Source organism: Pseudomonas sp. LM13 (assembly GCF_041381355.1).
GTDB classification, from domain to species: Bacteria; Pseudomonadota; Gammaproteobacteria; order Pseudomonadales; family Pseudomonadaceae; genus Stutzerimonas; species Stutzerimonas frequens.
Genome location: NZ_JACBXH010000009.1, coordinates 85,653 through 110,092, shown reverse-complemented (window position 1 = coordinate 110,092; position 24,440 = coordinate 85,653). Strand labels below are relative to the sequence as shown.

Below are 24,440 nucleotides of genomic sequence, written 5' to 3'. Positions count from 1 at the left end.
AAGCTGCGCGCCATTCTGTTGCTGAGGCAGTCCCATGAAGAAGATTCTGCTACTCAACGGCGGCAAGGCCTTCGCCCACTCGGCCGGCCAGTACAACGCCACGCTGCATCAGGCAGCCATCGAAACCCTGACCGCGGCCGGCTTCGAGGTCCGCACCACCGAGATCGACGCCGGCTACGACGTGCAGCAGGAAGTCGAGAAGATTCTCTGGGCGGATGCGCTGATCTATCAGATGCCCGGCTGGTGGATGGGCGCACCTTGGACGATGAAGAAATACCTGGACGAGGTGTTCACCGCCGGCCACGGCAGCCTCTACGCCAACGACGGCCGCACCCGCTCGGACGCGTCGCAGAAGTACGGTAGCGGCGGTCTGCTGCAGGGCAAACGCTACATGATTTCCGCCACCTGGAACGCGCCGCAGCAGGCCTTCGACGACCCCAGCGATTTCTTTGCCGGCAAGGGTGTGGATGCCGTCTATCTGCCGTTTCACAAGGCCAACGAGTTTCTTGGCCTGCAGGGCTTGCCGACCTTCCTCAGCGTCGATGTGATGAAGCGGCCGCAGATCGAGGCGGATGTCGAGCGCTATCGGCGGCACCTGGGCGAGGTGTTCGGCTTCAGCGTCTGACCTTCGACAGGCAAAGAAAAACCCCTCGCGGCAAGGGCCGGGAGGGGTTTTTCGTTTCAGCGCGAGGCGATCACTCCACGGCCTTGACCATATCCTCGACCACCTTCTTGGCGTCGCCGAAGACCATCATGGTCTTGTCCATGTAGAACAGTTCGTTGTCCAGACCGGCATAGCCGCTGGCCATGGAGCGCTTGTTGACGATGACTGTCTTGGCCTTGTACGCCTCGAGGATCGGCATGCCGGCGATGGGCGACTTTGGATCGTTCTTCGCCGCCGGGTTGACCACGTCGTTGGCGCCGAGCACCAGCACCACGTCGGCCTGGCCGAACTCGGAGTTGATGTCCTCCATCTCGAAGACCTGCTCGTAGGGCACCTCGGCTTCGGCCAGCAGCACGTTCATGTGTCCCGGCATGCGGCCGGCGACCGGGTGGATCGCGTACTTCACGGTCACGCCCATGTGCGTCAGCTTCTCAGCCAGCTCCATCAGCGCGTGCTGCGCGCGGGCCACCGCCAGGCCGTAGCCGGGCACGATGATCACGGTGTCGGCGTTGGTCAGCAGGAAGGCGGCATCGTCGGCCGAACCGGACTTCACGTTGCGCTCCGGCTGCGCGCCCGCCGGGCCGCCGGCATCGGCGTCGGCGCCAAAGCCGCCGAGGATCACGTTGAAGAACGAGCGGTTCATCGCCTTGCACATGATGTACGAGAGGATCGCGCCGCTCGAGCCTACCAGCGAGCCGGCGATGATCAGCATCGAGTTGTTCAGCGAGAAGCCAATACCGGCGGCCGCCCAGCCCGAATACGAGTTGAGCATCGACACCACCACCGGCATGTCGGCACCGCCGATGGGGATGATGATCAGCACGCCGATGACGAAGGCCAGCGCCACCAGGATGGCGAAGGCGGTCAGGTTGCCGGTGAAGGTGTAGACCAGGCCCAGGCCGATGATCGCCAGGCCCACGGCCAGGTTGACCATGTGCTGGCCCTTGAACACCACCGGGGCGCCCTGGAACAGGCGGAACTTGTACTTGCCGGACAGCTTGCCGAAGGCGATCACCGAACCGGAGAAGGTGATGGCGCCGATGGCCGCACCGAGGAACAGTTCCAGGCGGTTACCCACCGGAATCGCGTAGCCGATCTGCTCGACGATGCCCAGCGACTGCGGTTCGACCACCGCGGCAATCGCGATGAACACCGCGGCCAGGCCGATCATGCTGTGCATGAATGCGACCAGCTCGGGCATCTTGGTCATCTCGACGCGCTTGGCCATGACGGTGCCGACGCTGCCGCCGATCAGCAGGCCGACGATCACGTAGCCGATGCCGGCGGTGGCCAGCTCGCTGCCGAGCTTGAAGATCAGGCCCACGGTGGTGAGCACCGCGATACCCATGCCGATCATGCCGAACAGGTTGCCGCGGCGTGACGTGGTGGGGTGGGACAGACCCTTCAGTGCCTGGATGAAGCACACCGAGGCGACCAGATAGAGCAGGGTGATCAGGTTCATGCTCATGGCTTACTTGCCCTCCGCCTTGGCCGCGCTGCGGTCCTTCTTCTTGAACATTTCCAGCATGCGACGGGTGACCAGGAAGCCCCCGAACACGTTGACCGCGGCCAGCGCCACGGCGAGCGTGCCCATGGCCTTGCCCAGCGGGGTAACGGTGAGCGCGGCGGCCAGCATGGCGCCGACGATGACGATTGCCGAGATCGCGTTGGTGACCGCCATCAGCGGCGTGTGCAGGGCCGGGGTGACGTTCCAGACCACGTGGTAGCCGACGTAGATCGCCAGCACGAAGATGATCAGGTTGTAGATGCCGTCCGAAATCAGATCCATGTTCGCGTCTCCCTTAACCGTTGGTCCGCACGACTTGGCCGTCGCGGCACATTAGGCACGCGGCGACGATGTCGTCTTCGAGGTTGAGCTGGAACTGGCCGTCCTTGTCGATGACCAGCTTGAGGAAATCCAGCAGGTTGCGGGCGTACAGCGCCGAGGCGTCGGCCGGCACCAGCGTCGCCAGGTTGGCGTGGCCGACGATGGTCACGCCGTGGCGCACCACCACCTGATCGATCTCTGTCAGCGGGCAGTTGCCGCCGTGCCCGGCCGCCAGGTCGACGATCACCGAGCCGGGCTTCATCTGCTCGACGGTGGCTTCTTGCAGCAGCGTCGGCGCCTTGCGGCCCGGGATCAGCGCGGTGGTGATGACGATGTCCGACTGCAGCGCGCGCTCGTGCACCGCCTGCGCCTGACGCGCCATCCACGAGGCCGGCATCGGCCGCGCATAGCCACCGACGCCTTCGGCGCATTCGCGCTCCTCGTCGGTCTCCAGCGGCACGTCGACGAACTTGGCGCCGAGCGATTCGATCTGCTCCTTCACCGCCGGGCGCACGTCCGAAGCCTCGACCACCGCGCCCAGGCGCTTGGCCGTGGCGATGGCCTGCAGCCCGGCGACGCCGGCGCCGAGGATCAGCACGCGCGCGGCCTTCACCGTACCGGCGGCGGTCATCAGCATCGGCATGAAGCGCGGGTAGTGATGGGCACCGACCAGCACCGCCTTGTAGCCGGCGATGTTGGCCTGCGACGAGAGCACGTCCAGGCTCTGTGCACGGGACGTACGCGGCGCGGCCTCCAGGGCGAAGGCGGTGATGCCGCGGGCAGCCATGCGCGCGATGCAGTCATTGTCGAACGGGTTGAGCATGCCCAGCAGCACGCTGCCGGTCTGCATCTGCGCCAGTTCGGCCTCGTCAGGCGCATTGACCTTCAGCACCAGCTCGGCGGCAAAGGCCGCGGCCGCATCGCCGATGGTTGCGCCGACCGCTTCATAGGCGCTGTCCGGCACGCTGGAAAGCAACCCGGCGCCGCTTTGCAGCGTCACCCGGTGCCCTTGGCCGATCAGTTTCTTGACGGTTTCCGGGGTCGCGGCGACGCGCGTCTCCCCGGAGTGGGTTTCGAGAGGAACACCGATGTGCATTGTTGTTGTTCTCCTGCGTGATCATGACCGGTACTGCGGCGAACCGCGCACCGACGTGCTTTTCACCCGCTCGCTGCTCTGGCGAACGGGGTGTGGAACAGGTGAAGCCAGCCGGGCGATGCGCAAAAACGGATCGCCCGGCGCGGCATTCTGCAAGCCTTGAAAAAATCAAACAACTGTTTCAATCAAACGATTGTATTTGACGCGCCGGTCGCAGGATGACTGCCTGTTTTCCGTGCTTCGCTGCAGATTGCGTCCTGTTTGGCTCCGCGTACGACCAATTCGTCCGCGCCAGGCACACGACACGGCCGCATCATGAATGACGCGCCATTGACGGGGTATTCGTCAGCGGTGCCAAGCATCTCCGACCTTGGTGTCGGGTTAAGTCGATATGCGGGAAAAACGCGCGCACGTTGAAATGTCATTCAATCCTTGTAGTCCAACTAGGCTGGTTGGACCCGATTGGAGTGTTTCGAACGCAGTGACGTCGGGTCGCTGCGTGTCGCTGGTGGAGCTGGACGATGCCCGAACTCGATGTAAACGAAGTCACCACGCTGCTCGAACAGCCGGCCCAGCGCCGCCTGCCGTTCGCCTTTGCGCGTCGGCACGGTGTGATCCTGCTGGAGCGTGGCGGCGAGCTGCACCTCGGCCTGCGCGAGGGCGCCGCGTTGACTGCCGTACAGGAGGCGCAGCGGGTCGTTGGCATGCGTCTGCCGATGCAGTGGCTGGCCCAGGCGGATTTCGATCAGGCGCTCGGTGCCGCCTACCAGCACGATTCATCGGCGGCGATGCTGATGGTCGAGGGGCTGGGCAACGACCTCGACCTGGCCAGCCTGGCCGATCAGATCCAGGAAACCGAGGACCTGCTGGAGCAGGAGGACGACGCGCCGATCATCCGCCTGATCAACGCGATCCTCGGCGAGGCGATTGCCGAGAACGCTTCGGATATCCATATCGAAACCTTCGAGAAGCGCCTGGTGATCCGCTTTCGCGTCGACGGCATTCTCCGCGAAGTGGTGCAGCCCAAGCGCGAGCTGGCGGCGCTGCTGGTGTCGCGGATCAAGGTCATGGCCAAGCTGGACATCGCCGAGAAGCGCATCCCGCAGGATGGGCGTATCTCGCTGCGGGTCGGCGGTCGCGAGGTCGATATCCGCGTTTCCACGCTGCCCTCGGCCAATGGCGAGCGGGTGGTGTTGCGTCTGCTCGACAAGCAGGCCGGGCGCCTGACCCTGCGTCATCTCGGCATGAACGAGCAGGACCGCGACCACCTGGAGCAGGCGGTGAAGAAGCCCCACGGGATCATCCTGGTCACCGGCCCCACCGGTTCGGGCAAGACCACCACGCTGTATGCCGCGCTGACGACCCTCAACGACCGCACCCGCAACATCCTCACCGTCGAGGATCCCATCGAGTACCACCTCGAAGGCATCGGCCAGACCCAGGTCAACACCAAGGTCGACATGACCTTTGCCCGCGGGCTGCGTGCCATCCTGCGTCAGGACCCGGACGTGGTGATGGTCGGCGAGATCCGCGACCAGGAAACCGCCGACATGGCCGTGCAGGCCTCGCTGACCGGCCACCTGGTGCTCTCCACGCTACACACCAACAGCGCCATCGGCGCCGTCACGCGCCTGGTGGACATGGGCGTCGAGCCGTTCCTGATTTCCTCCTCGCTGCTCGGCGTGCTGGCCCAGCGCCTTGTGCGGGTGCTGTGTAATGACTGCAAACGCGCCTACATCGCCGATGCCGCCGAGTGCGCGCTGCTTGGCGTCAGTCCGGCCGAGGCGCCGACGCTGTATCACGCCGAAGGCTGCGAGCAGTGCCGCGGGCTCGGTTACCGCGGGCGTACCGGCATCTATGAGCTGGTGCTGTTCGACGACACCCTGCGCACCATGGTGCACACCCGCGCCAGCGAGCAGGACATGCTGCGCCATGCCCGCGAGCTGGGCTCGAGCATCCGCGACGACGGCCTGCGCAAGGTGCGCGAGGGCGTGACCACCATCGAGGAAGTGCTGCGGGTGACGCGTGAGGAGTGAGGGGATGAGGTTGATTCCGACGCGCCTGCAGAGGCATCCGCAGCCTGACCGACACCGTATGGTGGCGCCATTCGCGGCTGCTCCCTCGGCTGTGCGGTATCTGTGTAGAGGCGCTCTCGACCGCGGATCGCCGCTGTTGGAGACCGCCTGATGGCTGCCTTCGAATACCTCGCCCTCGACCCCCGTGGCCGTGAGCAGAAGGGCCTGATCGAGGCCGACAGCCCGCGTCAGGCGCGGCAGCTGCTGCGCGAGAAGCAGTGGGCACCGCTGGAGGTGAAGCAGGCCAAGTCCAAGGAAGACGTCAGCCGTGGCGGCCTGAGTTTCGGCCGTGGCCTGTCGGCGCGCGATCTGGCATTGGTCACCCGGCAGCTGGCGACGCTGGTGCAGGCCGCGCTGCCGATCGAGGAAGCCCTGCGCGCGGCCGCCGCGCAATCCACCTCGGCGAAGATCAAGTCGATGCTGCTGGCCGTGCGCGCGCGGGTGATGGAGGGCCACAGCCTGGCCGCGGCACTGCGCGAATATCCGTCGGCCTTTCCCGAGCTTTATCGCGCCACCGTGGCGGCCGGGGAGCACGCGGGCCATCTCGGGCTGGTGCTCGATCAACTGGCCGACTACACCGACCAGCGTCAGCAGTCGCGGCAGAAGATCCAGCTGGCGCTGCTCTATCCGGTGATCCTGATGGTCGCCTCGCTGGCCATCGTCGTGCTGCTGCTCGGCTACGTGGTGCCGGACGTGGTCAAGGTGTTCGTCAACACCGGCCAGGAATTGCCGGCGTTGACCCGCGGCTTGATCGCTACCAGCGACGTGGTGAAGAACTGGGGCTGGCTGATCTTGCTCGGAATTATCAGCGCCTTTCTGGCCATGCGCGCGGCTTTGCGCGACCCGGCGCTGCGCCTGCGCTGGCATGCGTTCATTCTGCGGATACCGCTGATCGGCCGCCTGAGCCGGGCGACCAATACCGCGCGCTTCGCCTCGACCCTGGCGATCCTCACCAAGAGCGGCGTGCCGCTGGTGGAGGCGCTGTCCATCGCCGCCGCGGTGATCGCCAATCTGCGCATCCGCGAGCGGGTGGTCGAGGCGGCGCAGAAAGTGCGCGAGGGCAGCAGCCTCACCCGCGCACTCGACGCCACCGGCGAATTTCCGCCGATGATGCTGCACATGATCGCCAGCGGCGAGAAATCCGGTGAACTGGATCAGATGCTGGCGCGAACCGCGCGTAATCAGGAGAACGACCTCGCCGCTCAGGTGTCTCTGCTGGTCGGCCTGTTCGAACCGTTCATGCTGGTGTTCATGGGGGCTGTGGTGCTGGTCATCGTGCTGGCGATCCTGATGCCGATCCTCTCTCTCAACCAACTGGTGGGGTAACGACAATGAAGTTGCAACGACGCACGCAAGGGGGCTTCACCCTCATCGAAATCATGGTGGTGGTGGTCATCCTCGGCATCCTCGCTGCGCTGGTGGTGCCGCAGGTGATGAGCCGCCCGGACCAGGCCAAGGTCACCGTGGCCAAGGGCGATATCAAGGCCATCGCCGCGGCGCTGGACATGTACAAGCTGGACAATTTCGCCTATCCGAGCACCCAGCAGGGCCTGGATGCGCTGGTGAAGAAGCCTTCCGGCAATCCGCAACCGAAGAACTGGAACCGCGACGGTTACCTCAAGCGTCTGCCCAAGGACCCATGGGGCAACGACTACCAGTACCTCTCGCCAGGCACCCAGGGCCAGTTCGACCTCTATTCCTTCGGCGCCGACGGCAAACCCGGCGGCAGCGAACTGAACGCCGACATCGGTAACTGGGACCTGTAATCGATGCGGCAACGCGCCCGCGCCTTCACGCTGATCGAACTGCTGGTGGTGATCGTCCTGCTGGGCATTCTGGTCAGCGTGGCGGTGCTCAGCGTCGGAGGCTCGAGCACCTCGCGCGAGCTGCGTGACGAGGCGCGGCGACTGGCTGCGCTGATCGGCGTGCTCAGCGACGAGGCGGTACTCGACAGTCGCGAATACGGTCTGCTGGTCAACAGCGAGGGTTACCGGGTGCTGCGCTACGACGAGGCGGCCACGCGCTGGCTGGAAGTCGAACGGCGCAAGGTGCACAAGGTCCCGGACTGGATGCGCCTGGATCTGGAACTGGACGGCACGCCGCTGGAACTGGTTGCGCCGACGCAGCGCGAGGACGACCGCGCCGGGCTGTCGCGCGAAGGCGAGCGAACCGAACGTCGTGCGCCGCGGCTGGAGCCGCAGTTGCTGATCCTGTCCAGCGGCGAGCTGTCGCCGTTCAGCCTGCGCCTGTCCGAACGCAAGCCGCGCGGCGGTGGCTGGCTGGTCACCAGCGACGGCTTCCGTCTGCCTGAGGCGCAAGTCATCGAGGACAGGCGATGAGCGGGCGCTCGGCCAGGGCCGGCCGCGGTTTCACCCTGCTGGAAGTGCTGGTGGCACTGGCGATCTTCGCCAGCGTGTCGGCCGTGGTGCTCACTGCGGCTGGGCGTAGCCTGAGCAACGCCGGGCGGCTGGAGGAACTGACCCTGGCCGGCTGGATCGCCGACAACCGCATCAGCGAACTGCAGTTGCAGCAGACCCCGCCTGCCATCGGCCGCGAAACCCAGGCGCTGGAATACGGCGGCCGCCAGTGGCAGACCCTCAGCGAAATCGAGGCCAGCGCCGATCCGGGCCTGCTGCGGGTGACCGTCTGGGTTGCGCTGCAGACATCGCGTGGCCGCAGCGATCCGGTACCCGAGCGCGCGGTCACCAGCCTCACCGGATTCATCGGTGTCGGCCCGGGAGCCGCGCGCCAATGAACGCTCACGCGCGCACCAGCGCCGGTTTCACCCTGCTCGAACTGTTGATTGCCATCGCCCTGTTCGCGCTGCTTGGCCTCGGCACCTATCGCATGCTCGAAGCGGTGCTGCAAAGCGATGAGGCGGTGCGTGCCCAGGAGCTGCAGCTGCGCGAGCTGAGCCGCGCGGTGTGGGCCTTCGAACGTGACCTTCAGCAGGTGATCGGGCGGCCGATCCGTGATGAGTTCGGCGACGAGCGCAATGCCTTCATCGGTCAGCTCGATGGCGAAGACGGCGCGCCGGTGCTGGAGCTGACCCGTGCCGGCTGGCGCAATCCCACTGGGCTGCGTCGCGCTAATCTACAGCGGGTGCGCTGGCGCCTGGCTGGCGACAACCTCGAGCGCGTCTACTGGGTGGTGCTGGACCGTGACCTCGACAGCGAGCCGCGCGTGCAGCGGGTACTGGAAGACGTGCAGGGCCTGCAGTTGCGCTACCTGGACGAGGAGGCGGTATGGCACGAGGAGTGGCCGCCGTTCGATTTCGGTCGCGGCAGCCCGGAGAACGCCGCCGAGCGCCTGCCGATCGCCCTGGAGCTGAATATCGAGCACGCCCGCTACGGCCGTATCACCCGTCTGCTGCGCCTGCCCGACGCCGTCGAGCAGGCGACGCAGCAGGCGCTGCCCGGCGCCGAGGGCGTGCCGGAGCCGTTCGAAGGGGAGCTGCCGCAATGAAGCACCAGCGCGGCGTGGCGCTGATCACCGTGCTGCTGGTGGTGGCCATCGTCACCGTGGTCAGCGCGGCAATGGTGGCGCGTCAGCAGCTCAGCATTCGTGCCAGCAGCAACCAGTTGCAGGCACGCCAGGCCTGGCACTACGCGCTGGGCGGCGAAGCGCTGGCCCAGACCATGCTCGCTCGCGATCTGCAGGCTGGTGCGACGGGCGAGACAGGCGCCAATGGTGAGGCCGCGGCCGTCGATCATCTGCTCGAGCCCTGGGCGCAGCCGCTGCCGGCGTTCGAGATCGATCAGGGCGAGATCCTCGTGCGCATCGAGGATCTCGCCGGACGCTTCAACCTCAACGACCTGCTGCGCGACCAGCAGCCCAACCCCGCCGCGGTCGAGCAGTTCCGCCGGCTGCTGCTGCGTCTGCAGATCAGCGCGCCCTATGCCGAGCGCCTGCTCGACTGGATCGATCCCGACCAGCAGCCGAGCGGTGAGCTGGGTGCCGAAGACAACGTCTATCTCGGCCTCGATACGCCCTATCGCAGCGCCGGTCGCCGGCTCCACGACCTGTCCGAACTACGCTTGCTGCTGGACATGCGCGAGGAGGATTTCCAGCGCCTGGCGCCCTACGTCGTCGCGCTGCCGCCGAACGTGCCGTTGAACGTCAACACGGCCAGCGCGATGGTGCTATCCAGCCTGAGCGACAACGTCAGCCTCGGCGCGGCCGAGTCGCTGGTCGAGCTGCGCCGTGCCGCGCCGTTTCGCAACAGCGCGGCATTCCTCGCGCAGCCGGCGCTGGCCGGGACTACGCTGCAGGGCACTGCGCTGGCGGTTGGCAGTCAATTCTTCCAGGCCACCAGTGAAGTGCGCCTGGGCGACCGCCGGCTGGCGCTGGTCAGCCTGTTGCAACGTGAGCAGGACGGCAGCGTCCGCGTGCTCGCGCGAAATCTCGGTCAGCCTGCCCGGCAGACCCTCCCATCCGACGGAGAACGCTAGACCATGGATTGCCTGTTTCTGCCCGCCGACAGTCCGGCCCGGCTCGATGCCGAGACCCGCGTCTACTGGCTGCCAAAGGACGAACCCGGCCGCTGGCAGCCACTGGGCGAATGCGCCGCAGGCAATGGCGCGATCAGCCTGATCCTGCCGGCGGAAGTCTGCAGCTTTTTCGCCGTCACCCTGCCGACGCGCAAGGCGCGCTGGATGCAGCAGGCGCTGGCCTACGCCGCCGAGGAACTGCTGGCGGAAAACGTCGACGATCTGCATCTGGCCCTCGGCGAAGCACTGCCGGACGGCCGCCTGCGGGTCGTAGCGATCCGCCGCCAGCTTCTGGATGACTGGCTTGGCCAGTTGCGCGAGCTGGGCCTGCTGATCGTGGCGATTCATGTCGACGCCGATCTGCTGCCGCGGGACGGCACGCAGCTGTTGTTCATCGGTGAGCGTGGCCTGCTCGGCGGCGTCGGCGAAACGCGCTTGGCATTCGCCACCGAGGATTGGCCGCAGCTGTCCGGCCTCTGCCCGGCGCCATGGCATGCCCAGGGCAGCGAAAGCGAGCCGCCGCTGGCGCTCGACGACTACCGGCAGGTGGACGATCCCTATGCGCTTCTCGGTTCGCAGCGCGCGGCAGCGATCAACCTTGCCCAGGGTGACTTCGCCGTGGAGGTTGGCAATACCGGCCTCGGTTACTGGAAACCGCTATTCGCCGTGGCCGGCCTGATCCTGCTGGTGCAGCTGGGCTTCAACCTGAGTCAGGCCTGGTATTTCCAGCGCCAGGGCGATGCCTACGCCGAGGCCAGTCTGGCGCTGTATCGCGAGCTGTTTCCCGAAGACATCCGCATCGTCAACATGCGCGCGCAGTTCGATGATCATCTGGCCCGCGGCAGCGGTGGCCAGACGGGCTTTCTGCGCCTGCTCGACCACGCCGCCGCGGCACTGGAGGACGGCATTCCGGTGACCATCGGCCAGCTCGACTACAACCAGGATCGCGGCGATCTGGCGCTGCAGGTGCAGGCCATGGACTTTCCCACGCTGGAAACATTGCGCCAACGTCTGGGTGACACCGGTCAGAGCGTGCAGCTGGGCTCGGCCAGTCGAGAAGGCGATGGCGTCAGCGCGCGCGTGGTGATCGGAGGCTGATGATGAATCTCAAGCAACAACTGGCCGTGCGCCTCGCCGATTCGCCGCTGTGGCAGCGCTGGCAGCGCCTGGCGCCCCGTGAGCGCACCTCGCTGAGCCTGCTCGGCGCCTTTCTGCTCGCCGTGCTGTTCTATCTCTGGCTGTGGCTGCCGGCGCAACGCCAGGCCGCCGACGCTCGCGAGTATTACCAGGCGCAGCGCGAACTGCATGCCTACATGGAGCAGAACACCGATCTGGCGCGCCAGATGGAGCGCAGCAACCAGGTCGAGCTGGCGCCGGAGCAGCTGCAGGGGGTGATCACCGAAAGCGCGCAGCAGGGCAACCTGCGAATCGAGAGCTTCGACAATGGCAGCGACGGCAGCCTGCAGGTGAGCCTGCCGGGGGCATCGTACGCATTGCTGTTGCGCTGGTTCGACACCCTGCAGGGGCAGGGTGTGAGCATTGCTGACGTCAGCCTGGAGCGCGCCGGTGAAGGGCTGGTGAATGCGCGGGTGAGCTTTCGCGCGGGGAGTTGATGGCGCCCTGACCCATCGCCGGGCCTGCGCGAGGCACAGACCCGGCGGCGCGGGCTTTCAGTGTGGCGAGTTGAACTGCATCGCCAGGGCGCGCAAGGCGGCTTCAGCGGCGAGTACCTTGGCAATCGCGTCGTTGGTCTTCTCGCGGGTGATACCCAGGCGATCGAACAGCTGCTGCGGCACCTCGGTATCCGGCCCGCTGCCGATGCCACGGTTGCGCAGCATGCGTACCGCCAGGCAGACCAGGTTCGGATAGGCCGCATCTTCGCCGTCATAGCCGGGGTCGTTCTGGAAGCGCAAGGCGGCCGCCAGTTCCTCGGGCATGCCCCACAGACGCATCAGCCAGGCACCGATCTGCTCGCGGGTGATACCCAGCAGATGCTGCTCGACGTGACTGTGCGACAGGTGCGGGTTGGCTTCCAGGTGCCGGCAGATCAGCGAAAAATGCGGTGGAAAGACGTGCGCCAGTACCAGATAGCCGAAGTTGTGCAGCAGTCCGGCGAGGTAGCTCAGGCCGGGTTCCGGGCGCTGTTCGCGGGGAATCGCACGGGTCAGCCCCTCGATGACCGCGGCTGTATAGATCGCCTGTTGCCAGTAGGGCGTGGCGTCCTGCGGCTTGTCGTCCGGCAGGCTGATGGTCTTGCCCAGCGCTAGACCGAGGGCCAGGTTGATCACCAGGTCGAAGCCGAGCACGCGAACGATGGCGTCTTCCACCGAGCGGATGCGCCCGGGAGCGGCGTAGTAGGGCGAGGCCGCCCAGCTGATGACCTGCGCCGCCAATGCCGGGTCGGTTTCCACCACGCCGGTGATGTCGTCGACCGTGGCGTCGGGGTTGACCCGCAGCTTGATGATTTTCTGCGCCGTATGCGGCAGCGGCGGAATCTCGATGGTTTCTTCCAGACGCTTCTGGATGCGTCGCGCGGTGAGACTCTGCACCGCCTGACTGATCTCGGCGCGGTCGTCGTCCGGGCGGTCCAGGTTCGGTCGGATGCTGCTCAGCGGTACGGCGAAGCTACCGGCCGTGGCCTTGCTCAGCAGACGCTTGAAGTCGCCACTGCTGACCTCCACCAGCAGGCCAGGCTGGCCGGATTCAACCAGTAGCCGTGGCTGCTGCATCAGGCACTCTTCGTACAGGCAGGGTGAGCTGGTCAGTGGCGGCAGGCCGGGCAGGCGGCTCAACTCGTGCTTGGCGAGCATGCGCGCCAGCCGCTCCGGCTTGACCGCGGCCAGCTCGCGGCCGGTGAGTTCGGCCAGGCGTGCAAGGTCGAGCAGATGATCCTGCGGGAAGAGCACCAGCATCGCGCCGATGCTGTCGTCCAGCAGCACCGCCTGCACCCGCTGCGCAGCGGGAATGTTGGGGCGATCGCGCTGGATCTGGTAACTCACACCGAGGTCTTTCAACAGCTTGGTGATCAGGAGGGGCAGTTCGGAGCAGCTTTCGGTGTCGACAGCAGAATTCATGAGCGGACCCGTTGTAGTGACCTGCCGGAGTATAGCGAAGCCGTCAGCCACGGATGATGTGGCGACGGATGGTTGTCATACCTGGCCGTATTCCTGGCCATGACGCAGCCAACGCTCGAGCAGCGGGCTGACGTGCTGCGGCCAGCGCGCCAGCAATTCCTGGGCGGCATCGCGCACCGCCGGGAGCAGCTCGGCATCGCGCATCAGATCGGCGACCTTGAACTGCAGGAGGCCGGTCTGGCGGGTGCCGAGCATCTCGCCGGGGCCGCGCAGTTCCAGATCCTTTTCGGCAATCAGGAAGCCGTCGCAGGTTTCGCGCATGATCGCCAGCCGTTCGCGGCCGAGCTGCGACAGCGGTGGATGGTACAGCAGCACGCAATGACTTGCCGCACTGCCACGGCCGACCCGCCCGCGCAGCTGGTGCAGCTGGGCCAGGCCCAGGCGCTCCGGGTTTTCGATGATCATCAGGCTGGCGTTGGGCACGTCGACGCCCACTTCGATGACGGTGGTGGCGACCAGGAGTTGCAGCTCGCCACGCTTGAACTGCTCCATCACCGCGGCCTTCTCGGCCGGTTTCATGCGCCCGTGGATCAGCCCGACGCGCAGCCCGACCAGCGCCGCCGAGAGGTCTTCGAAGGTGGTTTCCGCGGCTTGGCAGGTGAGCTCTTCGGATTCCTCGATCAGGGTGCACACCCAGTACGCCTGGCGCCCCTCGTTGCAGGCGATGCGCACCCGCTCGATCACCTCCAGGCGCCGGCTATCGGCGATTACCAGGGTGTTCACCGGCGTACGCCCTGGCGGCAGTTCGTCGAGGATCGAGGTATCGAGATCGGCGTAGGCACTCATCGCCAGGGTGCGAGGGATTGGCGTGGCGGTCATGATCAGCTGGTGCGGGCAGAGTCGACCGTCGATGCCTTTCTGGCGCAGGGCCAGGCGCTGCTGCACGCCGAAGCGGTGCTGCTCGTCGATGATCACCAGCGCCAGGCGCCTGAAGACCACCTCGTCCTGAAACAGCGCGTGAGTGCCGACCACCATCGGGCAGCCGCCGGCGATCTGCTCCAGCGCGGCGGCGCGGGCCTTGCCCTTGAGCTTGCCGGCCAGCCAGGCGACCTCGATGCCGAGCGGTTCGAGCCACTTGCTGAAGTTGAGAAAGTGCTGCTCGGCGAGGATCTCGGTCGGCGCCATCAGCGCCACCTGGTAGCCGGCTTCCAGCGCCTGCAGGGCGGCGAGGGCGGCGACCACCGTCTTGCCGGCGCCAACATCACCCTGCACCAGACGCAGCATGGGCTCGTCCTGGGCCAGGTCATAGGCGATCTCGGCACCGACACGCTGCTGCGCGCCGGTGGGCGCGAAACCGAGGTTGGCGAGAAAGCGCTGCGGCAGCTTCTGCGCCGGCGGCAGCGCCGGCGCCTGCTGCGCGCGCACCCGCTCGCGCAGGCGCTGCAGCGACAGCTGATGGGTCAGCAGTTCCTCGAAGGCCAGGCGGTGCTGGGCCCAGTGGCGGCCTTCGGCGAGTTCTTCCAGATTGGCGTCGGCCGGCGGACGGTGCAGGTAGCGCAGGGCCTGATCCAGCGGGCCGAGCCGATAATCACGGGCCAGCTCGGCGGGCAGCCAGTCCGGCAGGCTGTGCGGGCCGAGGCGGCTTAGAGCCTGCTCGCTGAGGTTGCGCAGGCGCTGCTGGGTCAGGCCTTCGGTGGTTGGGTAGATCGGGGTCAGAGTCTGCTCGACAGGCGCCGGCTCGCCGGTCAGTGCGCGGTATTCCGGATGGTAGATCTCCAGCCCCGAGGCCCCGGGCCGCGCTTCGCCGTAACAGCGCAGCTGGGTGCCGCGCTTCATGGCTTCCTTCTGCGCCTGGCTGAAGTGATAGAAGCGCAGACTCAGGGTGCCGCTGCCGTCCTGCAGGCGTACCAGCAGGCTGCGGCGGCGGCCCATGACGATATCAGCGCCGGACACCACGCCTTCGATCACCGCGTCCTGCCCCGGGCGCAGGGCACCGATGGGCACCACGCGGGTGCGGTCCTGGTAACGCAGCGGCAGGTGGAAGAGCACGTCCTGCAGGGTTTCCAGGCCGACCCTGGCGAGCTTCTCGGCCAGTGCGGCGCCGACGCCCTTGAGTGCGGTGACCGGAACGGTCGCCAGTTCGCTCATGGCCTCAGGCTTTCGCCGATGGCGGCTTGCCTACCGAACACAGGCGGATCGAGTCAGCGAGGATCTCGATGGCCTTGGGCCGCGGAAAGCTGGCGCGCCAGGCGATCGCCACGGTGCGGAACGGCACCGGCGGCGTCAGCGGGCGGGTCTCCAGCACACCGGGGGAGTAGTGGTGGCTCTCCACCGCCGACAGCGGCAGGATCGACACGCCCAGGCCCGAGGCGACCATGTGGCGGATGGTTTCCAGCGAGCTGGATTCCACCGTGGTGTGGCTCGGTGCCTCGCCCTTGCGGGTGGTCGGACAGGCTTCGAGCACCTGATCGCGGAAGCAGTGGCCTTCACCGAGCAGCAGCAGGCTCTTGTCGTTGAGCATCTCGGCGTCGATGGTTTCCTTTGCCGTCCACGGATGGTCGGCCGGCATCAGTACGTAGAACGGCTCGTCGTAGAGCGGCTTGGTCAGCACGTCGGCTTCCTGGAACGGCAGCGCAACGATGATCGCGTCCAGCTCGCCGGTGCGCAGCTTGTCGCGCAGGATGTGGGTGAAGTTCTCTTCGATGTACAGCGGCATGTCCGGCGCCACACGATGCAGCTGCGGAATCAGGTGCGGGAACATGTAAGGGCCGACGGTGTAGATGGCGCCGACCTTCAGCGGTGCGGCCAGCTGATTCTTGCCGACCTGGGCCAGCTCGCGAATGCTCTGTGCCTGCTCCAGCACCTTCTGCGCCTGGGTGACGATACCTTCGCCGACCGGCGTGAGGCGCACCGCGCTCTTGGTCCGCTCGAAGATCAGCACACCGAGCTCGTCCTCGAGCTTCTTCACACCGACCGAAAGGGTCGGCTGACTGACGTGGCAGCGTTCAGCGGCGCGGCCGAAGTGCTGTTCCTGGGCAAGGGTCACGATGTAGCGCAATTCGGTCAGAGTCATAGTCAGCATCCATCAATGTGCCGGCAAGCATAGCCTTTTGCGCAGCGCAGAACCAACCGGTCGGCCAGGCTTCGAAAGTCGGTACACTGCGGTTTCGTGCGGCCCGCGCGGCGGGTTACAACTGAGGGAGCAGAACATGGGCAAGCGCCTTAGCGTATTGATCGCAGGCTGTGGCGACCTTGGCAGTCGTCTCGGTCTGCAACTGAGTCGGGACGGCTGGACGGTGTATGGCCTGCGGCGCAACGCCGCCCAGCTGGCAGTGCCGATCCTGCCGGTCAACGGCGACCTTTCCGAACCGACCTGTCCGCGCTGCTGGCCCAACGGCTCGCTGGACTATCTGGTCTATGCCGCATCCGCCACCGAACATGACGAAGCCGGCTATCGCCAGGCCTATGTCGAAGGCCTGCGCAATGTGCTCGGTTGGTTACAGCAGCGCGGCCAGCGCCCTCGGCGGCTGCTGTTCGTTTCCAGCACCGGCGTGTATGCCCAGCGCGACGGCGAGTGGATCGACGAGGACTCGGCCACCGAGCCCGGCGGGTTCACCGGTCGGGTGATGCTCGAGGCCGAACAACTGGCGCTCGACAGCGCCCTGTCGGTAACGCGGGTGCGTCTGGGTGGGCTGTACGACCCGAAGCGCCCCTGGCTGCAGAATCAGGTGCGCGCCGGTTTGCGTGTCGAGCGCGATCCGCCGCAGTACAGCAACCGCATCCATCGTGACGACGCCGCCGGGCTGCTGGCGTTTCTGCTGCAGAGCGACGCCAGTGGTGCTGCGCTGGAGGATTGCTATCTCGGCGTCGACGATGACCCGGCACCGTTGCACGAGGTGGTCGACTGGCTGCGCGAACGCCTGGGCGTCACCCACTGGGCCGAGCAGAGCATGACCCGCCGCGCCGGCAGCAAGCGCTGCAGCAATGCCCGCGCCCGTGCGCTGGGCTGGAAACCCAGGTACCCCAGCTATCGCGACGGTTACGCTTCGCTGGATCGCAATCGGCATTAGTGCAGCCCGTCGGTAATCGGGCAACTCTGGTGCGGCGCTGCTTACTAAAACCCTGACAGCACGCCGCACCGTGACAGAGGAGCAACAGCGAGGCAGCAAAGGAGAATCACCGAGACGGCGTTTCCGAAACCCGACCAGGAGATTGTCCATGAGAGCCCTCCGCTGGCACGGCAAGCACGACATCCGCTGCGACAACCACGTCCCCGATCCCACCATCGAAGACCCTCGCGACGCCATCATCAAGGTGTCGTCCTGCGCCATCTGCGGCTCCGACCTGCACCTGTACGACGGCTTCATGCCCGGCATGCAGCACGGCGACATCATGGGCCACGAGTTCATGGGCGAGGTGATGGAGGTCGGCTCGGCGAACAAGAAGCTCAAGGTTGGCGACCGCGTGGTGGTGCCCTTCACCATTGTCTGCGGCGAGTGCGACCAGTGCCGGCGCGGCAATTTCTCGGTGTGCGAGCGAACCAACCGCAACAAGGACGTGGCTGACAAAGTCTTCGGCCACACCACCGCCGGCCTCTATGGCTACACCCACCTCACCGGCGGTTATGCCGGTGGTCAGGCTGAATACGTCCGCGTGCCCTACGCCGATGTCGGTCCCGTGGTGATCCCCAATGGTCTGACTGACGAGCAGGTATTGTTCCTCGGCGACATCCTGCCCACCGGCTGGCAGGCCGCGGCGCAATGCGACATCCAGCCCACCGACACCGTGGCAGTCTGGGGGGCCGGGCCGGTCGGCCAGTTCGCCGTCCGCAGCGCGGTGATGATGGGCGCCGAGCAGGTCATCTGTATCGACAACGTGCCCGAGCGCCTGTCCATGGCCCGCGCCGGCGGCGCCATCACCATCAACTTCGATGAGGAAAGCGTGCTCGAACGCCTCAAGGAGCTGACCCGCGGCAAAGGCCCGGAGAAGTGCATCGACTCGGTGGGCATGGAGGCGCACGCGGCGCGTTCGATCGATTCGATGTACGACCGCGCCAAGCAGGCGCTGATGCTCGAGAGCGACCGCCCGCACGTGCTGCGCGAGATGATCTACGTCTGCCGCCCGGCCGGCATCATTTCGATTCCTGGCGTCTACGGCGAGCTGATCGACAAGATCCCGTTCGGCGCGGCGATGAACAAGGGCCTGACCTTCCGCATGGGCCAGACCCACGTCAATCGCTGGACCGACGACCTGCTGCGGCGCATTCAGGAAGGCGAGATCGATCCGAGCTTCGTCATTACCCACAGCGTCAGCCTCGAGCAGGGTCCGGAGATGTACAAGACCTTCCGCGACAAGCATGACGGCTGCATCAAGGTCGTTCTGAAACCCTGAAGCCTGCAGATCGCCGATCCCTAAAGTAGGGATCAGCCGAGCCACGTTATCGAGCGAGGAGTCTTCATGAGCATTCCACGTCAAGTCACCCGGCCCAACCATTCCGCGCGCACGCTGGCGCGGGGGCTGGGCTGGTTCAGTATCGGTCTGGGCGTCGTCCAGTTGGTGGCGCCGCGGCAGGTCGCTCGCTTTATCGGCATGTCCGGCAGCGAAGGGGTGGTCCGTGCCTGCGGGCTGCGCGAGATCGCCACGGGTGTCGGCATCCTGCTGGCGGATGATCCGAAACCCTGGATCTACGGCCGTATCGGCGGCGATGCGCTGGATCTGGCCGGTCTCGGCTGGAGCATCGAGCACGGCAACGAGCCGGCCAATGCAGCCATCGCCGCCGGCGCGGTGGCCGGTATCACCGCGCTGGACCTGAGCTGCGCCAAGGGTCTGGATGCCGAGCAGGTGCCGGTGGTCGAATGGGACTACAGCGACCGCAGCGGTTTCCCCGGTGGCACTGCGCAAATGCGTGGCAGCGTCGAAGCGGAGTTCGCCGCCGCGCGGGCCGAGCCCAACGGTTATTCGCCCTCGCTTCATTGAGCTGAAACCCAGGGTCGGCTGGGTAGTGCCTGGTCGACTCTGAGCGCGACGATCCGCCGCATTTGCTATGGTGGCCGGCCGTTTCGGTCGTGGCCCTGCGCCGCGCCGCCAGCTTGCAGATGAGAGTCCATGTCTTCGGTCGTCAATGTCGTCCTGCCCGTCTTTGCGCTGATCCTGCTCGGTTACCTGTGCCGCCGTAGCGGTAGGATGGGGCCAACCGGCGCTTCCGAACTCAATCGGTTCGTGGTCTGGCTGGGCCTGCCGGCGCTGCTGTTCAGCGTGGTTGCCACCTCGACCTGGGATCAGCTCTGGCAACCCGGCTTTATCGCCGCCTTCGCCATCGGCTGCCTCGGCGTGTTCGCCTTCACTCTTGCGTATCGCATGTTGCAGAAGCAGCCGCTGGTCGACGCCAGCCTGGATGCGCTGGGCGCGTCCTATGCCAATACCGGCTATGTCGGGATTCCGCTGTGCATGCTGGTGCTCGGCGACGAGGCACTGCAGCCGGCGATGGTCGCTTCGATCATTGTCGTGTGCGTGCTGTTCGCCATCGCCCTGGCCTGCGTGGAGACCGGGCTGCACGCCGGCCAGGGGCTGCTGCGCACGCTGGGCAAGGTGAGCTGGGCGCTGGTGCGCAACCCCCTGGTGATCGCGCCCATGCTCGGCGCGCTATGGGCTGCCGGCGGTCTACAGCTGCCGGTGCCGCTGGCCACCCTGCTCAAGTTGTTGGGCGCAGCGGCGGCGCCCTGCGCGCTGGTCTCGCTGGGCCTGTTCCTCGCCCAGCCGCAGCCGGCCGGTCGGGTGCAGGGCGTCTGGCCGCTGGTGGGGTTGAAGCTGGTGGTACAGCCGCTGATCATCTGGTACCTGGCGTTTCAGGTGTTCGAACTACCGACCCTGTGGGCCTACTCGGCGCTGCTGCTGAGTGCGCTACCGACCGGCACCGGGCCGTACATGCTTGCCGAGTTCTATGGCCGCGAGGGCTCGCGGGTATCGCGGGTGGTGCTGTACTCGACGCTCGGTTCGCTGCTGACCCTGTCGCTGATCCTGCTGCTGTTGCCGGTCTGAACTGCGTGCGCTTGCTTGTTGCGTGGATAAGCCTGGCGGGGTTATCCACGGGCCACCCTTCGCCCTGTTGTCAGCTCGCTGGTCGCGTCCCTTCCAGCACCACGGCGGCGATGCGGTCGCATTTGATGTAGGCGCCGCCGAGCAGCTCCTCGCCGAACACGTCCGGGTCCACTTCGCGATAGGTCCAGCTGAAGGCGCCGCCCTGCAGGCGCCGGCGCACCTCGGCGAGGAAGGGGTCCTGGTTGTCCAGCATCGCCACGCCGGTATACAGCAGCAGCGTGCCGCCCGGCGCCAGGCGCTGCAGCGCGGCATCGAGGATTGCCAGCGACAGCCCGGCGCCCAATGGTCCGCCGCCGTGGCGATAGGCGCGCTGGTCGGCGTCGATCAGATAGGGCGGGTTGGCCAGGATCAGGTCGAACTCGCCGTCCACCGCGCTCAGCAGGTCGCTGTGCAGGGCGCGCAGGTTGTCGGCGCCGGCCAGCGCCGCGTTGATGCGGGTCAGGCGCAGCGCCTCGGGGTTGATGTCCACCGCCAGTACCTCGGCCTGCGGCCGTGCCAGCGCGGTGAGAATCGCCCCGGCGCCGGAGCCGCAGCCGATGTCCACCGCGCGGCGGATCATACCGGTGTGCTGGTTCAGATGGCAGCGGATGGCGTTGGCGAAACGGTAGGTATCCGGGCCGAAGAACACCGCGTCGCTGGCGCTGGTGGGAAATGCCGAGTGCAGGAACAGCTGACCGTCGAGGCTCGACAGCCGCACCTTCGAGCGCCAGCGCGAACCGCAGGCTTCCAGTACCTGCGCCTGGTCCATCAGACTGAACAACGCGCCCGGCAACAGCTCGTGCTGGAAGGGCCGGCTCCAGCCGAACACCCCGTGCAGGTCGTCGGCCAGCGCGTTCTCCGGGCGCTGGTTGACCCGTTCGTGGGTCAGCGGGGTGGGCGTGATGAAGTGATAGCCGCGATCACGCAGGGCCTGGCCCAGATGCAGCAATGCGCGGTCCTGCGCAGTGTCCATGGTCATGGTGCTTTCCTTGATCGATCCTTTCAGTTGAACAGGCCGTTGAACAGCCGCGTGGCCAGCAGACCGGCGGCGCTGTGATGGCGTTGCGGCGCCAGCAGCGGCAGCAGCAGGCGCATGCGGGCAGCGCGGTCGGGCAGGCGGGCGACCTGCTGTTCGAGCAGCTGCAGCTCCTCGTCGAAATCGTTGCCACTGACGTGTTCGGCGGGTTGCGGCGCCGCGGGCGCAGGCGCGGCGCGCCGTGCGTTGAACGCCGCCTGGCGCTGCAGCAGCGCACCGCGCGGGCTGCGCTTGCCCTCGGCCTGCCAGTCAGCGGCGATCCAGTCATGGATCATCTGCTGTTCGTAAGCGCTGAACACTCCGAACATGGGCGCCTGCTCGCCGACGATCAGTTGCCAGAAGCGACTTTCCTGCGGGTCGTGGCCGCGCTTGATCCAGCCACGCTTGTCCAGCACGGTGAGGAACTGCTCGACATCTTCACCGAGCCACTGGTTGACCGTGCGCCCTTCGAAGCGGCAGTAGTCGGAGTGGACGAACTGACCGACCGCGGCCTTCTTCTCGAAGATGCGTTGCACCTCGCGATCGAGGTCGAAGTCGCCGATCACCGAGACGGTGCTGGCGCCCAGGTCGTTGAGCCGATAGCCATCGCGCACGCGGCGATAGAACTCGGCGCTGTCGCCCACCTGCGGCCAGGCATCCAGCAGGCCTTGTACAGCCTTCTTCGCGTGGCCGTTGTCGGCGTTGTCGACAGTGACGTGCAGGGTGAAGTAGTACGGGTCGATGCCCAGCTCGGTCAGCTCATAGGCCGTGATCAGCAGGTGCAGTGGCAGCTGCTCGTAACCGAGGTTGAAGCCGATGACTTCCGGCAGGAACTGCTCGGCGTGCTCGGCCAGCGCCAGCTGGATGGCGCCCTGGACGAAGTGCGCGTCGTCCAACTCCTGCCAGTCGTCGCAGCCCTGGCTGGCCAGCAGCTTGCGGTAGAGCACCACGTGGTTCTTCTCCGGCTGCCCTTCGCCGAGTTCCTCCAAGTAGGTCTGGATCAGCGCGGTAAAACGCGCATCGCCCCAGCGCTGCAGCAGGCCGTAGAGCCAGGCACCGTCGACCAGCTTGGTCGGCGCCACGCCGCGCAGGAAATGCAGCGCATGGGCCTTATTCGGGAAATAGCGGCGCGGCCCGCCGGCGCGGCGCTGCTCGAGATAGGCCTGGTACTGAAGGCCGACCGCTTCGGTGCGCTGCAGCACCCAGGCGTCCAGACCGGCGGGGTCGTCGGGCAGGTCGCAGGGCAGGGCGGCGGCCGCTTCAAGCTGGGTGCGCAGAAAATCGGCGGCATTCTCTCGCGCGTGCTCGTCGACCTCGCGGACGAGGGCGAAGTACAGCGCCCGTGACGGCTGTTCCGGCTCCGGGTTGATGGCAGGGGTGCTCGGCAGGCTGCGGGACGTCAGTTGCATGATTCTGTTCTATGGCAGTTCCAGTTGAGTTTTGGCTGCCGGGCTGCTGGTTTAGTTCAGCTGCCCCGCCGAGTGGCCATTGGTCCAGAAAGCCGGGCTAACGCTGCAACTTCCGAGCGCGCGGCTCTTTCTACACTTACCAGGCACCCCGGATCGGCCGGGGTTTCGACAGCGAACGAGGAGTGCGTATGAGCGAGAACGAACCGGGCCGCGAGAGTATCGAGTCCATCGACCAGAGCGGTGCTGCCCACGAACAGAACCCGGAAACCACCTCGACCCAGGGTGAGATTGCTGGCGGCGATGAGAGCGACGTCCCGGGCGGCGCCTACAACGTGCCGCCGGGACTGGCCGAGGAGGTGAGCGACGAAGAGGCACTGCCCGATGGCGAGCAGCCGGAGCGCTGAACGCGCGCGGGGTGATCGACGTCACGCTCGACGCGGTTGCCGGGCGTTGATGCCGCCATCGGCGTAATTCAGGGCGCGATCGGGTCGCCTGCTGGCTGTCCTGAAACGTCGCGCTTCAGTTCGGCGCGAGCAGCTTGATATCCGACGGCCGTCCGAGCGTCAGGGTCTGCAGCGTTTCGCCCAGCAGACCACTGTCCGGGTCGCGGCGCAGCAGCACCAGGCTGTCGCTCAGCTGATTGGCGATCAGCATGAAACGCCCGTCCGGCGTGATGGCGAATTCCCGTGGTTCGCGACCTTCGCTCGGGCGGCGCTGGATTTCGCGCAGCGTGCCGTCGGCTTCGATGGCGAAGGCGATGATGTGGTTGTAGCCGCCGCGGTCGCTGACATAGAGGAAGCGGCCATCGGCCGATGTGTGGATCGCGCCGGGTGAATGACGCACTTCGCTATCGGCCTCTTTGAGGTCCAGCAGTTGCCGGCGGGTCAGGGTGCCGTCGGTGTAGTCGAAGCCCGCCACTTGGGCGCTCAGCTCCAGGGCGAGATAGGCGTGTTTGCCATTGGGGTGGAACACCAGATGGCGCGGGCCACTGCCTGCAGGCAGCTCGATGCTGGCGGGTTCATCCGGCCGCAGCGGGCGTTCGGCATGGCTCGGGTCGTAGCGGTAGACGAACACCCGGTCGGCGCCCAGGTCACTGACCAACAGACGCGTGCCGTCCGGGCTGGGCACCGCCGAATGTACATGGGCCGAGCGCTGGCGTTCGGGATGCACACCGCTGGCCTGGTGCGCGGCGATCTGCGTGACCGGCAACGGCCGGCCATCCTCGGCCAGCGGCAGGACCGCCAGGCTACCGCCGGGGTTGGGGCGCGAACCGTAGTTGCTGACGAACAGGTAGCGACCGTCGTGACTGAGGCTGGCATGGGTGGGTTCGTCGCCGAGGGTGATGGCCTGGCCGATGGGCTGGTAGTCGCCCTTGGCGTCGCGCTGCCAGGCGCCGACGCGGCCGACCGGGTCGGCATGTGCCGGGCCGTTCTCGTGGGTGGCGTAGAGCCGTTCTCGACGCTCGTCCAGCACCAGCCAGGACGGGTTGTCGCCGGCCAGTGTCTGCCGGGGTTCGGGTTCGAGCCGCCCCTGCGCGGGATCGAAGCGCAGGCGCAGCACGCCGGGGCTGTCGCTGTCGTGCGTGTAGCTGCCGATCAGAATATGCATGTCGTCGTTCCCGGCCTGGGCGCCCTGGGTGAGTAGTGCGCCGGCCAGCAGAGCCAGTGCGAGTCGGAGACGCATGGGCCGTTTGCCTTTTGTCGATGAACTCA

The 24,440-nt window shown here is 66.6% G+C and carries 24 protein-coding genes; 15 read left to right on the top strand and 9 right to left on the bottom strand.

The features are described from left to right. Nucleotides 1-34: 34 nt before the first annotated feature. Entirely contained in the window at nucleotides 35-625 is a 591-nt protein-coding gene (mdaB, locus tag HZR81_RS09060) for an NADPH:quinone oxidoreductase MdaB (protein ID WP_500127894.1), read from the top strand. 70 nt (nucleotides 626-695) lie between these two features. Here mdaB and HZR81_RS09055 read toward each other — a convergent pair whose 3' ends face one another. Genes HZR81_RS09055 through HZR81_RS09045 form a run of 3 tightly spaced genes read right to left on the bottom strand, consistent with a single transcriptional unit; the run spans nucleotide 696 to nucleotide 3,588 of the window. After that, a complete protein-coding gene (locus HZR81_RS09055) occupies nucleotides 696-2,132 on the bottom strand; it encodes an NAD(P)(+) transhydrogenase (Re/Si-specific) subunit beta (RefSeq protein WP_500127892.1) in 1,437 nt (478 codons plus the stop codon). A 3-nt stretch (nucleotides 2,133-2,135) separates the two neighbouring features. Next, on the bottom strand, nucleotides 2,136-2,453 hold the full coding sequence (locus HZR81_RS09050; protein ID WP_003284152.1) for an NAD(P) transhydrogenase subunit alpha part 2: 318 nt from the start codon (nucleotides 2,451-2,453) through the stop codon (nucleotides 2,136-2,138). A gap of 13 nt (nucleotides 2,454-2,466) precedes the next feature. Next, a complete protein-coding gene (locus HZR81_RS09045) occupies nucleotides 2,467-3,588 on the bottom strand; it encodes a Re/Si-specific NAD(P)(+) transhydrogenase subunit alpha (RefSeq protein ID WP_500127891.1) in 1,122 nt (373 codons plus the stop codon). 521 nt (nucleotides 3,589-4,109) lie between these two features. Between HZR81_RS09045 and gspE the strand changes: the two genes are divergently transcribed. The 9 genes from gspE to HZR81_RS09000 all read left to right on the top strand — a co-directional run bounded on the left by gspE (nucleotide 4,110) and on the right by HZR81_RS09000 (nucleotide 11,766). Beyond that, complete coding sequence (gene gspE, locus HZR81_RS09040) at nucleotides 4,110-5,624, top strand: type II secretion system ATPase GspE (RefSeq protein WP_500127890.1); 1,515 nt, start codon at nucleotides 4,110-4,112, stop codon at nucleotides 5,622-5,624. Between the two features lie 150 nt (nucleotides 5,625-5,774). Then, nucleotides 5,775-6,989 carry a GspF family T2SS innner membrane protein variant XcpS gene (gene xcpS / locus HZR81_RS09035; protein ID WP_125860848.1) on the top strand — a complete coding sequence of 405 codons (1,215 nt, stop codon included), beginning with the start codon at nucleotides 5,775-5,777 and terminating at the stop codon, nucleotides 6,987-6,989. Nucleotides 6,990-6,994: 5 nt separating this feature from the next. Then, nucleotides 6,995-7,429: a type II secretion system major pseudopilin GspG gene (gspG, locus tag HZR81_RS09030; RefSeq protein ID WP_482739210.1), complete on the top strand. Its 435-nt coding sequence runs from the start codon at nucleotides 6,995-6,997 to the stop codon at nucleotides 7,427-7,429. Nucleotides 7,430-7,432: 3 nt separating this feature from the next. After that, complete coding sequence (gspH, locus tag HZR81_RS09025; RefSeq protein WP_371104048.1) at nucleotides 7,433-8,002, top strand: type II secretion system minor pseudopilin GspH; 570 nt, start codon at nucleotides 7,433-7,435, stop codon at nucleotides 8,000-8,002. After that, nucleotides 7,999-8,418: a type II secretion system minor pseudopilin GspI gene (gene gspI, locus HZR81_RS09020; RefSeq protein WP_102833377.1), complete on the top strand. Its 420-nt coding sequence runs from the start codon at nucleotides 7,999-8,001 to the stop codon at nucleotides 8,416-8,418. The genes gspH and gspI overlap by 4 nt, the downstream gene beginning before the upstream one ends. Next, on the top strand, nucleotides 8,415-9,128 hold the full coding sequence (gene gspJ, locus HZR81_RS09015; RefSeq protein WP_041015431.1) for a type II secretion system minor pseudopilin GspJ: 714 nt from the start codon (nucleotides 8,415-8,417) through the stop codon (nucleotides 9,126-9,128). The genes gspI and gspJ overlap by 4 nt, the downstream gene beginning before the upstream one ends. Beyond that, nucleotides 9,125-10,114: a type II secretion system minor pseudopilin GspK gene (gspK, locus tag HZR81_RS09010; protein ID WP_500127889.1), complete on the top strand. Its 990-nt coding sequence runs from the start codon at nucleotides 9,125-9,127 to the stop codon at nucleotides 10,112-10,114. The genes gspJ and gspK overlap by 4 nt, the downstream gene beginning before the upstream one ends. A 3-nt stretch (nucleotides 10,115-10,117) precedes the next feature. Continuing rightward, nucleotides 10,118-11,251 carry a type II secretion system protein GspL gene (gene gspL / locus HZR81_RS09005; RefSeq protein ID WP_234174151.1) on the top strand — a complete coding sequence of 378 codons (1,134 nt, stop codon included), beginning with the start codon at nucleotides 10,118-10,120 and terminating at the stop codon, nucleotides 11,249-11,251. After that, a complete protein-coding gene (locus HZR81_RS09000; protein WP_278414001.1) occupies nucleotides 11,251-11,766 on the top strand; it encodes a type II secretion system protein M in 516 nt (171 codons plus the stop codon). Before gspL ends, HZR81_RS09000 begins: the two co-directional genes overlap by 1 nt. Nucleotides 11,767-11,823: 57 nt before the next feature. Here HZR81_RS09000 and HZR81_RS08995 read toward each other — a convergent pair whose 3' ends face one another. The 3 genes from HZR81_RS08995 to HZR81_RS08985 form a co-directional block, all read right to left on the bottom strand. Further along, the gene (locus HZR81_RS08995) at nucleotides 11,824-13,227 is read right to left on the bottom strand and encodes an aminoacyl-tRNA deacylase and HDOD domain-containing protein (RefSeq protein WP_500127888.1); all 1,404 of its coding nucleotides are present in this window, start codon (nucleotides 13,225-13,227) and stop codon (nucleotides 11,824-11,826) included. 75 nt (nucleotides 13,228-13,302) lie between these two features. Next, the gene (recG, locus tag HZR81_RS08990; RefSeq protein ID WP_023445568.1) at nucleotides 13,303-15,375 is read right to left on the bottom strand and encodes an ATP-dependent DNA helicase RecG; all 2,073 of its coding nucleotides are present in this window, start codon (nucleotides 15,373-15,375) and stop codon (nucleotides 13,303-13,305) included. 4 nt (nucleotides 15,376-15,379) lie between these two features. Further along, on the bottom strand, nucleotides 15,380-16,300 hold the full coding sequence (locus HZR81_RS08985) for a hydrogen peroxide-inducible genes activator (protein WP_014822082.1): 921 nt from the start codon (nucleotides 16,298-16,300) through the stop codon (nucleotides 15,380-15,382). Nucleotides 16,301-16,436: 136 nt separating this feature from the next. On the opposite strand from HZR81_RS08985, the gene HZR81_RS08980 reads away from it, so the two are divergent. The 4 genes from HZR81_RS08980 (at nucleotide 16,437) to HZR81_RS08965 (ending at nucleotide 20,265) form a co-directional block, all read left to right on the top strand. After that, entirely contained in the window at nucleotides 16,437-17,297 is an 861-nt protein-coding gene (locus HZR81_RS08980; RefSeq protein WP_014822081.1) for an SDR family oxidoreductase, read from the top strand. A gap of 148 nt (nucleotides 17,298-17,445) precedes the next feature. Further along, entirely contained in the window at nucleotides 17,446-18,618 is a 1,173-nt protein-coding gene (locus HZR81_RS08975; RefSeq protein WP_500127887.1) for a zinc-dependent alcohol dehydrogenase, read from the top strand. A 66-nt stretch (nucleotides 18,619-18,684) separates the two neighbouring features. Continuing rightward, nucleotides 18,685-19,203, top strand: coding sequence for a hypothetical protein (locus HZR81_RS08970; protein WP_014822079.1), 519 nt, complete (start codon nucleotides 18,685-18,687; stop codon nucleotides 19,201-19,203). A gap of 129 nt (nucleotides 19,204-19,332) precedes the next feature. Further along, nucleotides 19,333-20,265, top strand: coding sequence for an AEC family transporter (locus HZR81_RS08965; RefSeq protein ID WP_500127886.1), 933 nt, complete (start codon nucleotides 19,333-19,335; stop codon nucleotides 20,263-20,265). A gap of 70 nt (nucleotides 20,266-20,335) precedes the next feature. Here the strand turns inward: HZR81_RS08965 and HZR81_RS08960 are convergent, their stop codons facing one another. Then, nucleotides 20,336-21,283 (bottom strand): methyltransferase, encoded by a 948-nt coding sequence (locus tag HZR81_RS08960; RefSeq protein ID WP_500127885.1) that lies wholly within the window; start codon nucleotides 21,281-21,283, stop codon nucleotides 20,336-20,338. A gap of 23 nt (nucleotides 21,284-21,306) precedes the next feature. Further along, nucleotides 21,307-22,728: an iron-containing redox enzyme family protein gene (locus tag HZR81_RS08955; protein WP_500127884.1), complete on the bottom strand. Its 1,422-nt coding sequence runs from the start codon at nucleotides 22,726-22,728 to the stop codon at nucleotides 21,307-21,309. 188 nt (nucleotides 22,729-22,916) lie between these two features. Here HZR81_RS08955 and HZR81_RS08950 point away from each other — a divergent pair, with 188 nt between their 5' ends. Beyond that, nucleotides 22,917-23,132 carry a hypothetical protein gene (locus tag HZR81_RS08950; protein ID WP_084902900.1) on the top strand — a complete coding sequence of 72 codons (216 nt, stop codon included), beginning with the start codon at nucleotides 22,917-22,919 and terminating at the stop codon, nucleotides 23,130-23,132. Between the two features lie 115 nt (nucleotides 23,133-23,247). Here the strand turns inward: HZR81_RS08950 and HZR81_RS08945 are convergent, their stop codons facing one another. After that, nucleotides 23,248-24,411, bottom strand: a complete 1,164-nt coding sequence (locus HZR81_RS08945; protein WP_500127883.1) for a lactonase family protein — start codon at nucleotides 24,409-24,411, stop codon at nucleotides 23,248-23,250. Between the last annotated feature and the right edge of the window lie 29 nt (nucleotides 24,412-24,440).

Coding starts and splice junctions, on each gene's coding strand:
- HZR81_RS08980 (WP_014822081.1), top strand. CDS start 16,437: ATGGGCAAGCGCCTTAGCGTATTGATCGCAGGCTGTGGCGACCTTGGC.
- gspE (WP_500127890.1), top strand. CDS start 4,110: ATGCCCGAACTCGATGTAAACGAAGTCACCACGCTGCTCGAACAGCCG.
- gspG (WP_482739210.1), top strand. CDS start 6,995: ATGAAGTTGCAACGACGCACGCAAGGGGGCTTCACCCTCATCGAAATC.
- HZR81_RS08975 (WP_500127887.1), top strand. CDS start 17,446: ATGAGAGCCCTCCGCTGGCACGGCAAGCACGACATCCGCTGCGACAAC.
- HZR81_RS09050 (WP_003284152.1), bottom strand. CDS start 2,453: ATGGATCTGATTTCGGACGGCATCTACAACCTGATCATCTTCGTGCTG.
- gspI (WP_102833377.1), top strand. CDS start 7,999: ATGAGCGGGCGCTCGGCCAGGGCCGGCCGCGGTTTCACCCTGCTGGAA.
- HZR81_RS08950 (WP_084902900.1), top strand. CDS start 22,917: ATGAGCGAGAACGAACCGGGCCGCGAGAGTATCGAGTCCATCGACCAG.
- xcpS (WP_125860848.1), top strand. CDS start 5,775: ATGGCTGCCTTCGAATACCTCGCCCTCGACCCCCGTGGCCGTGAGCAG.
- gspJ (WP_041015431.1), top strand. CDS start 8,415: ATGAACGCTCACGCGCGCACCAGCGCCGGTTTCACCCTGCTCGAACTG.
- recG (WP_023445568.1), bottom strand. CDS start 15,375: ATGAGCGAACTGGCGACCGTTCCGGTCACCGCACTCAAGGGCGTCGGC.
- HZR81_RS08985 (WP_014822082.1), bottom strand. CDS start 16,300: ATGACTCTGACCGAATTGCGCTACATCGTGACCCTTGCCCAGGAACAG.
- HZR81_RS08995 (WP_500127888.1), bottom strand. CDS start 13,227: ATGAATTCTGCTGTCGACACCGAAAGCTGCTCCGAACTGCCCCTCCTG.
- HZR81_RS08970 (WP_014822079.1), top strand. CDS start 18,685: ATGAGCATTCCACGTCAAGTCACCCGGCCCAACCATTCCGCGCGCACG.
- HZR81_RS09045 (WP_500127891.1), bottom strand. CDS start 3,588: ATGCACATCGGTGTTCCTCTCGAAACCCACTCCGGGGAGACGCGCGTC.
- HZR81_RS08945 (WP_500127883.1), bottom strand. CDS start 24,411: ATGCGTCTCCGACTCGCACTGGCTCTGCTGGCCGGCGCACTACTCACC.
- HZR81_RS08965 (WP_500127886.1), top strand. CDS start 19,333: ATGTCTTCGGTCGTCAATGTCGTCCTGCCCGTCTTTGCGCTGATCCTG.
- HZR81_RS08960 (WP_500127885.1), bottom strand. CDS start 21,283: ATGACCATGGACACTGCGCAGGACCGCGCATTGCTGCATCTGGGCCAG.
- HZR81_RS09000 (WP_278414001.1), top strand. CDS start 11,251: ATGATGAATCTCAAGCAACAACTGGCCGTGCGCCTCGCCGATTCGCCG.
- gspH (WP_371104048.1), top strand. CDS start 7,433: ATGCGGCAACGCGCCCGCGCCTTCACGCTGATCGAACTGCTGGTGGTG.
- mdaB (WP_500127894.1), top strand. CDS start 35: ATGAAGAAGATTCTGCTACTCAACGGCGGCAAGGCCTTCGCCCACTCG.
- HZR81_RS09055 (WP_500127892.1), bottom strand. CDS start 2,132: ATGAGCATGAACCTGATCACCCTGCTCTATCTGGTCGCCTCGGTGTGC.
- gspL (WP_234174151.1), top strand. CDS start 10,118: ATGGATTGCCTGTTTCTGCCCGCCGACAGTCCGGCCCGGCTCGATGCC.
- HZR81_RS08955 (WP_500127884.1), bottom strand. CDS start 22,728: ATGCAACTGACGTCCCGCAGCCTGCCGAGCACCCCTGCCATCAACCCG.
- gspK (WP_500127889.1), top strand. CDS start 9,125: ATGAAGCACCAGCGCGGCGTGGCGCTGATCACCGTGCTGCTGGTGGTG.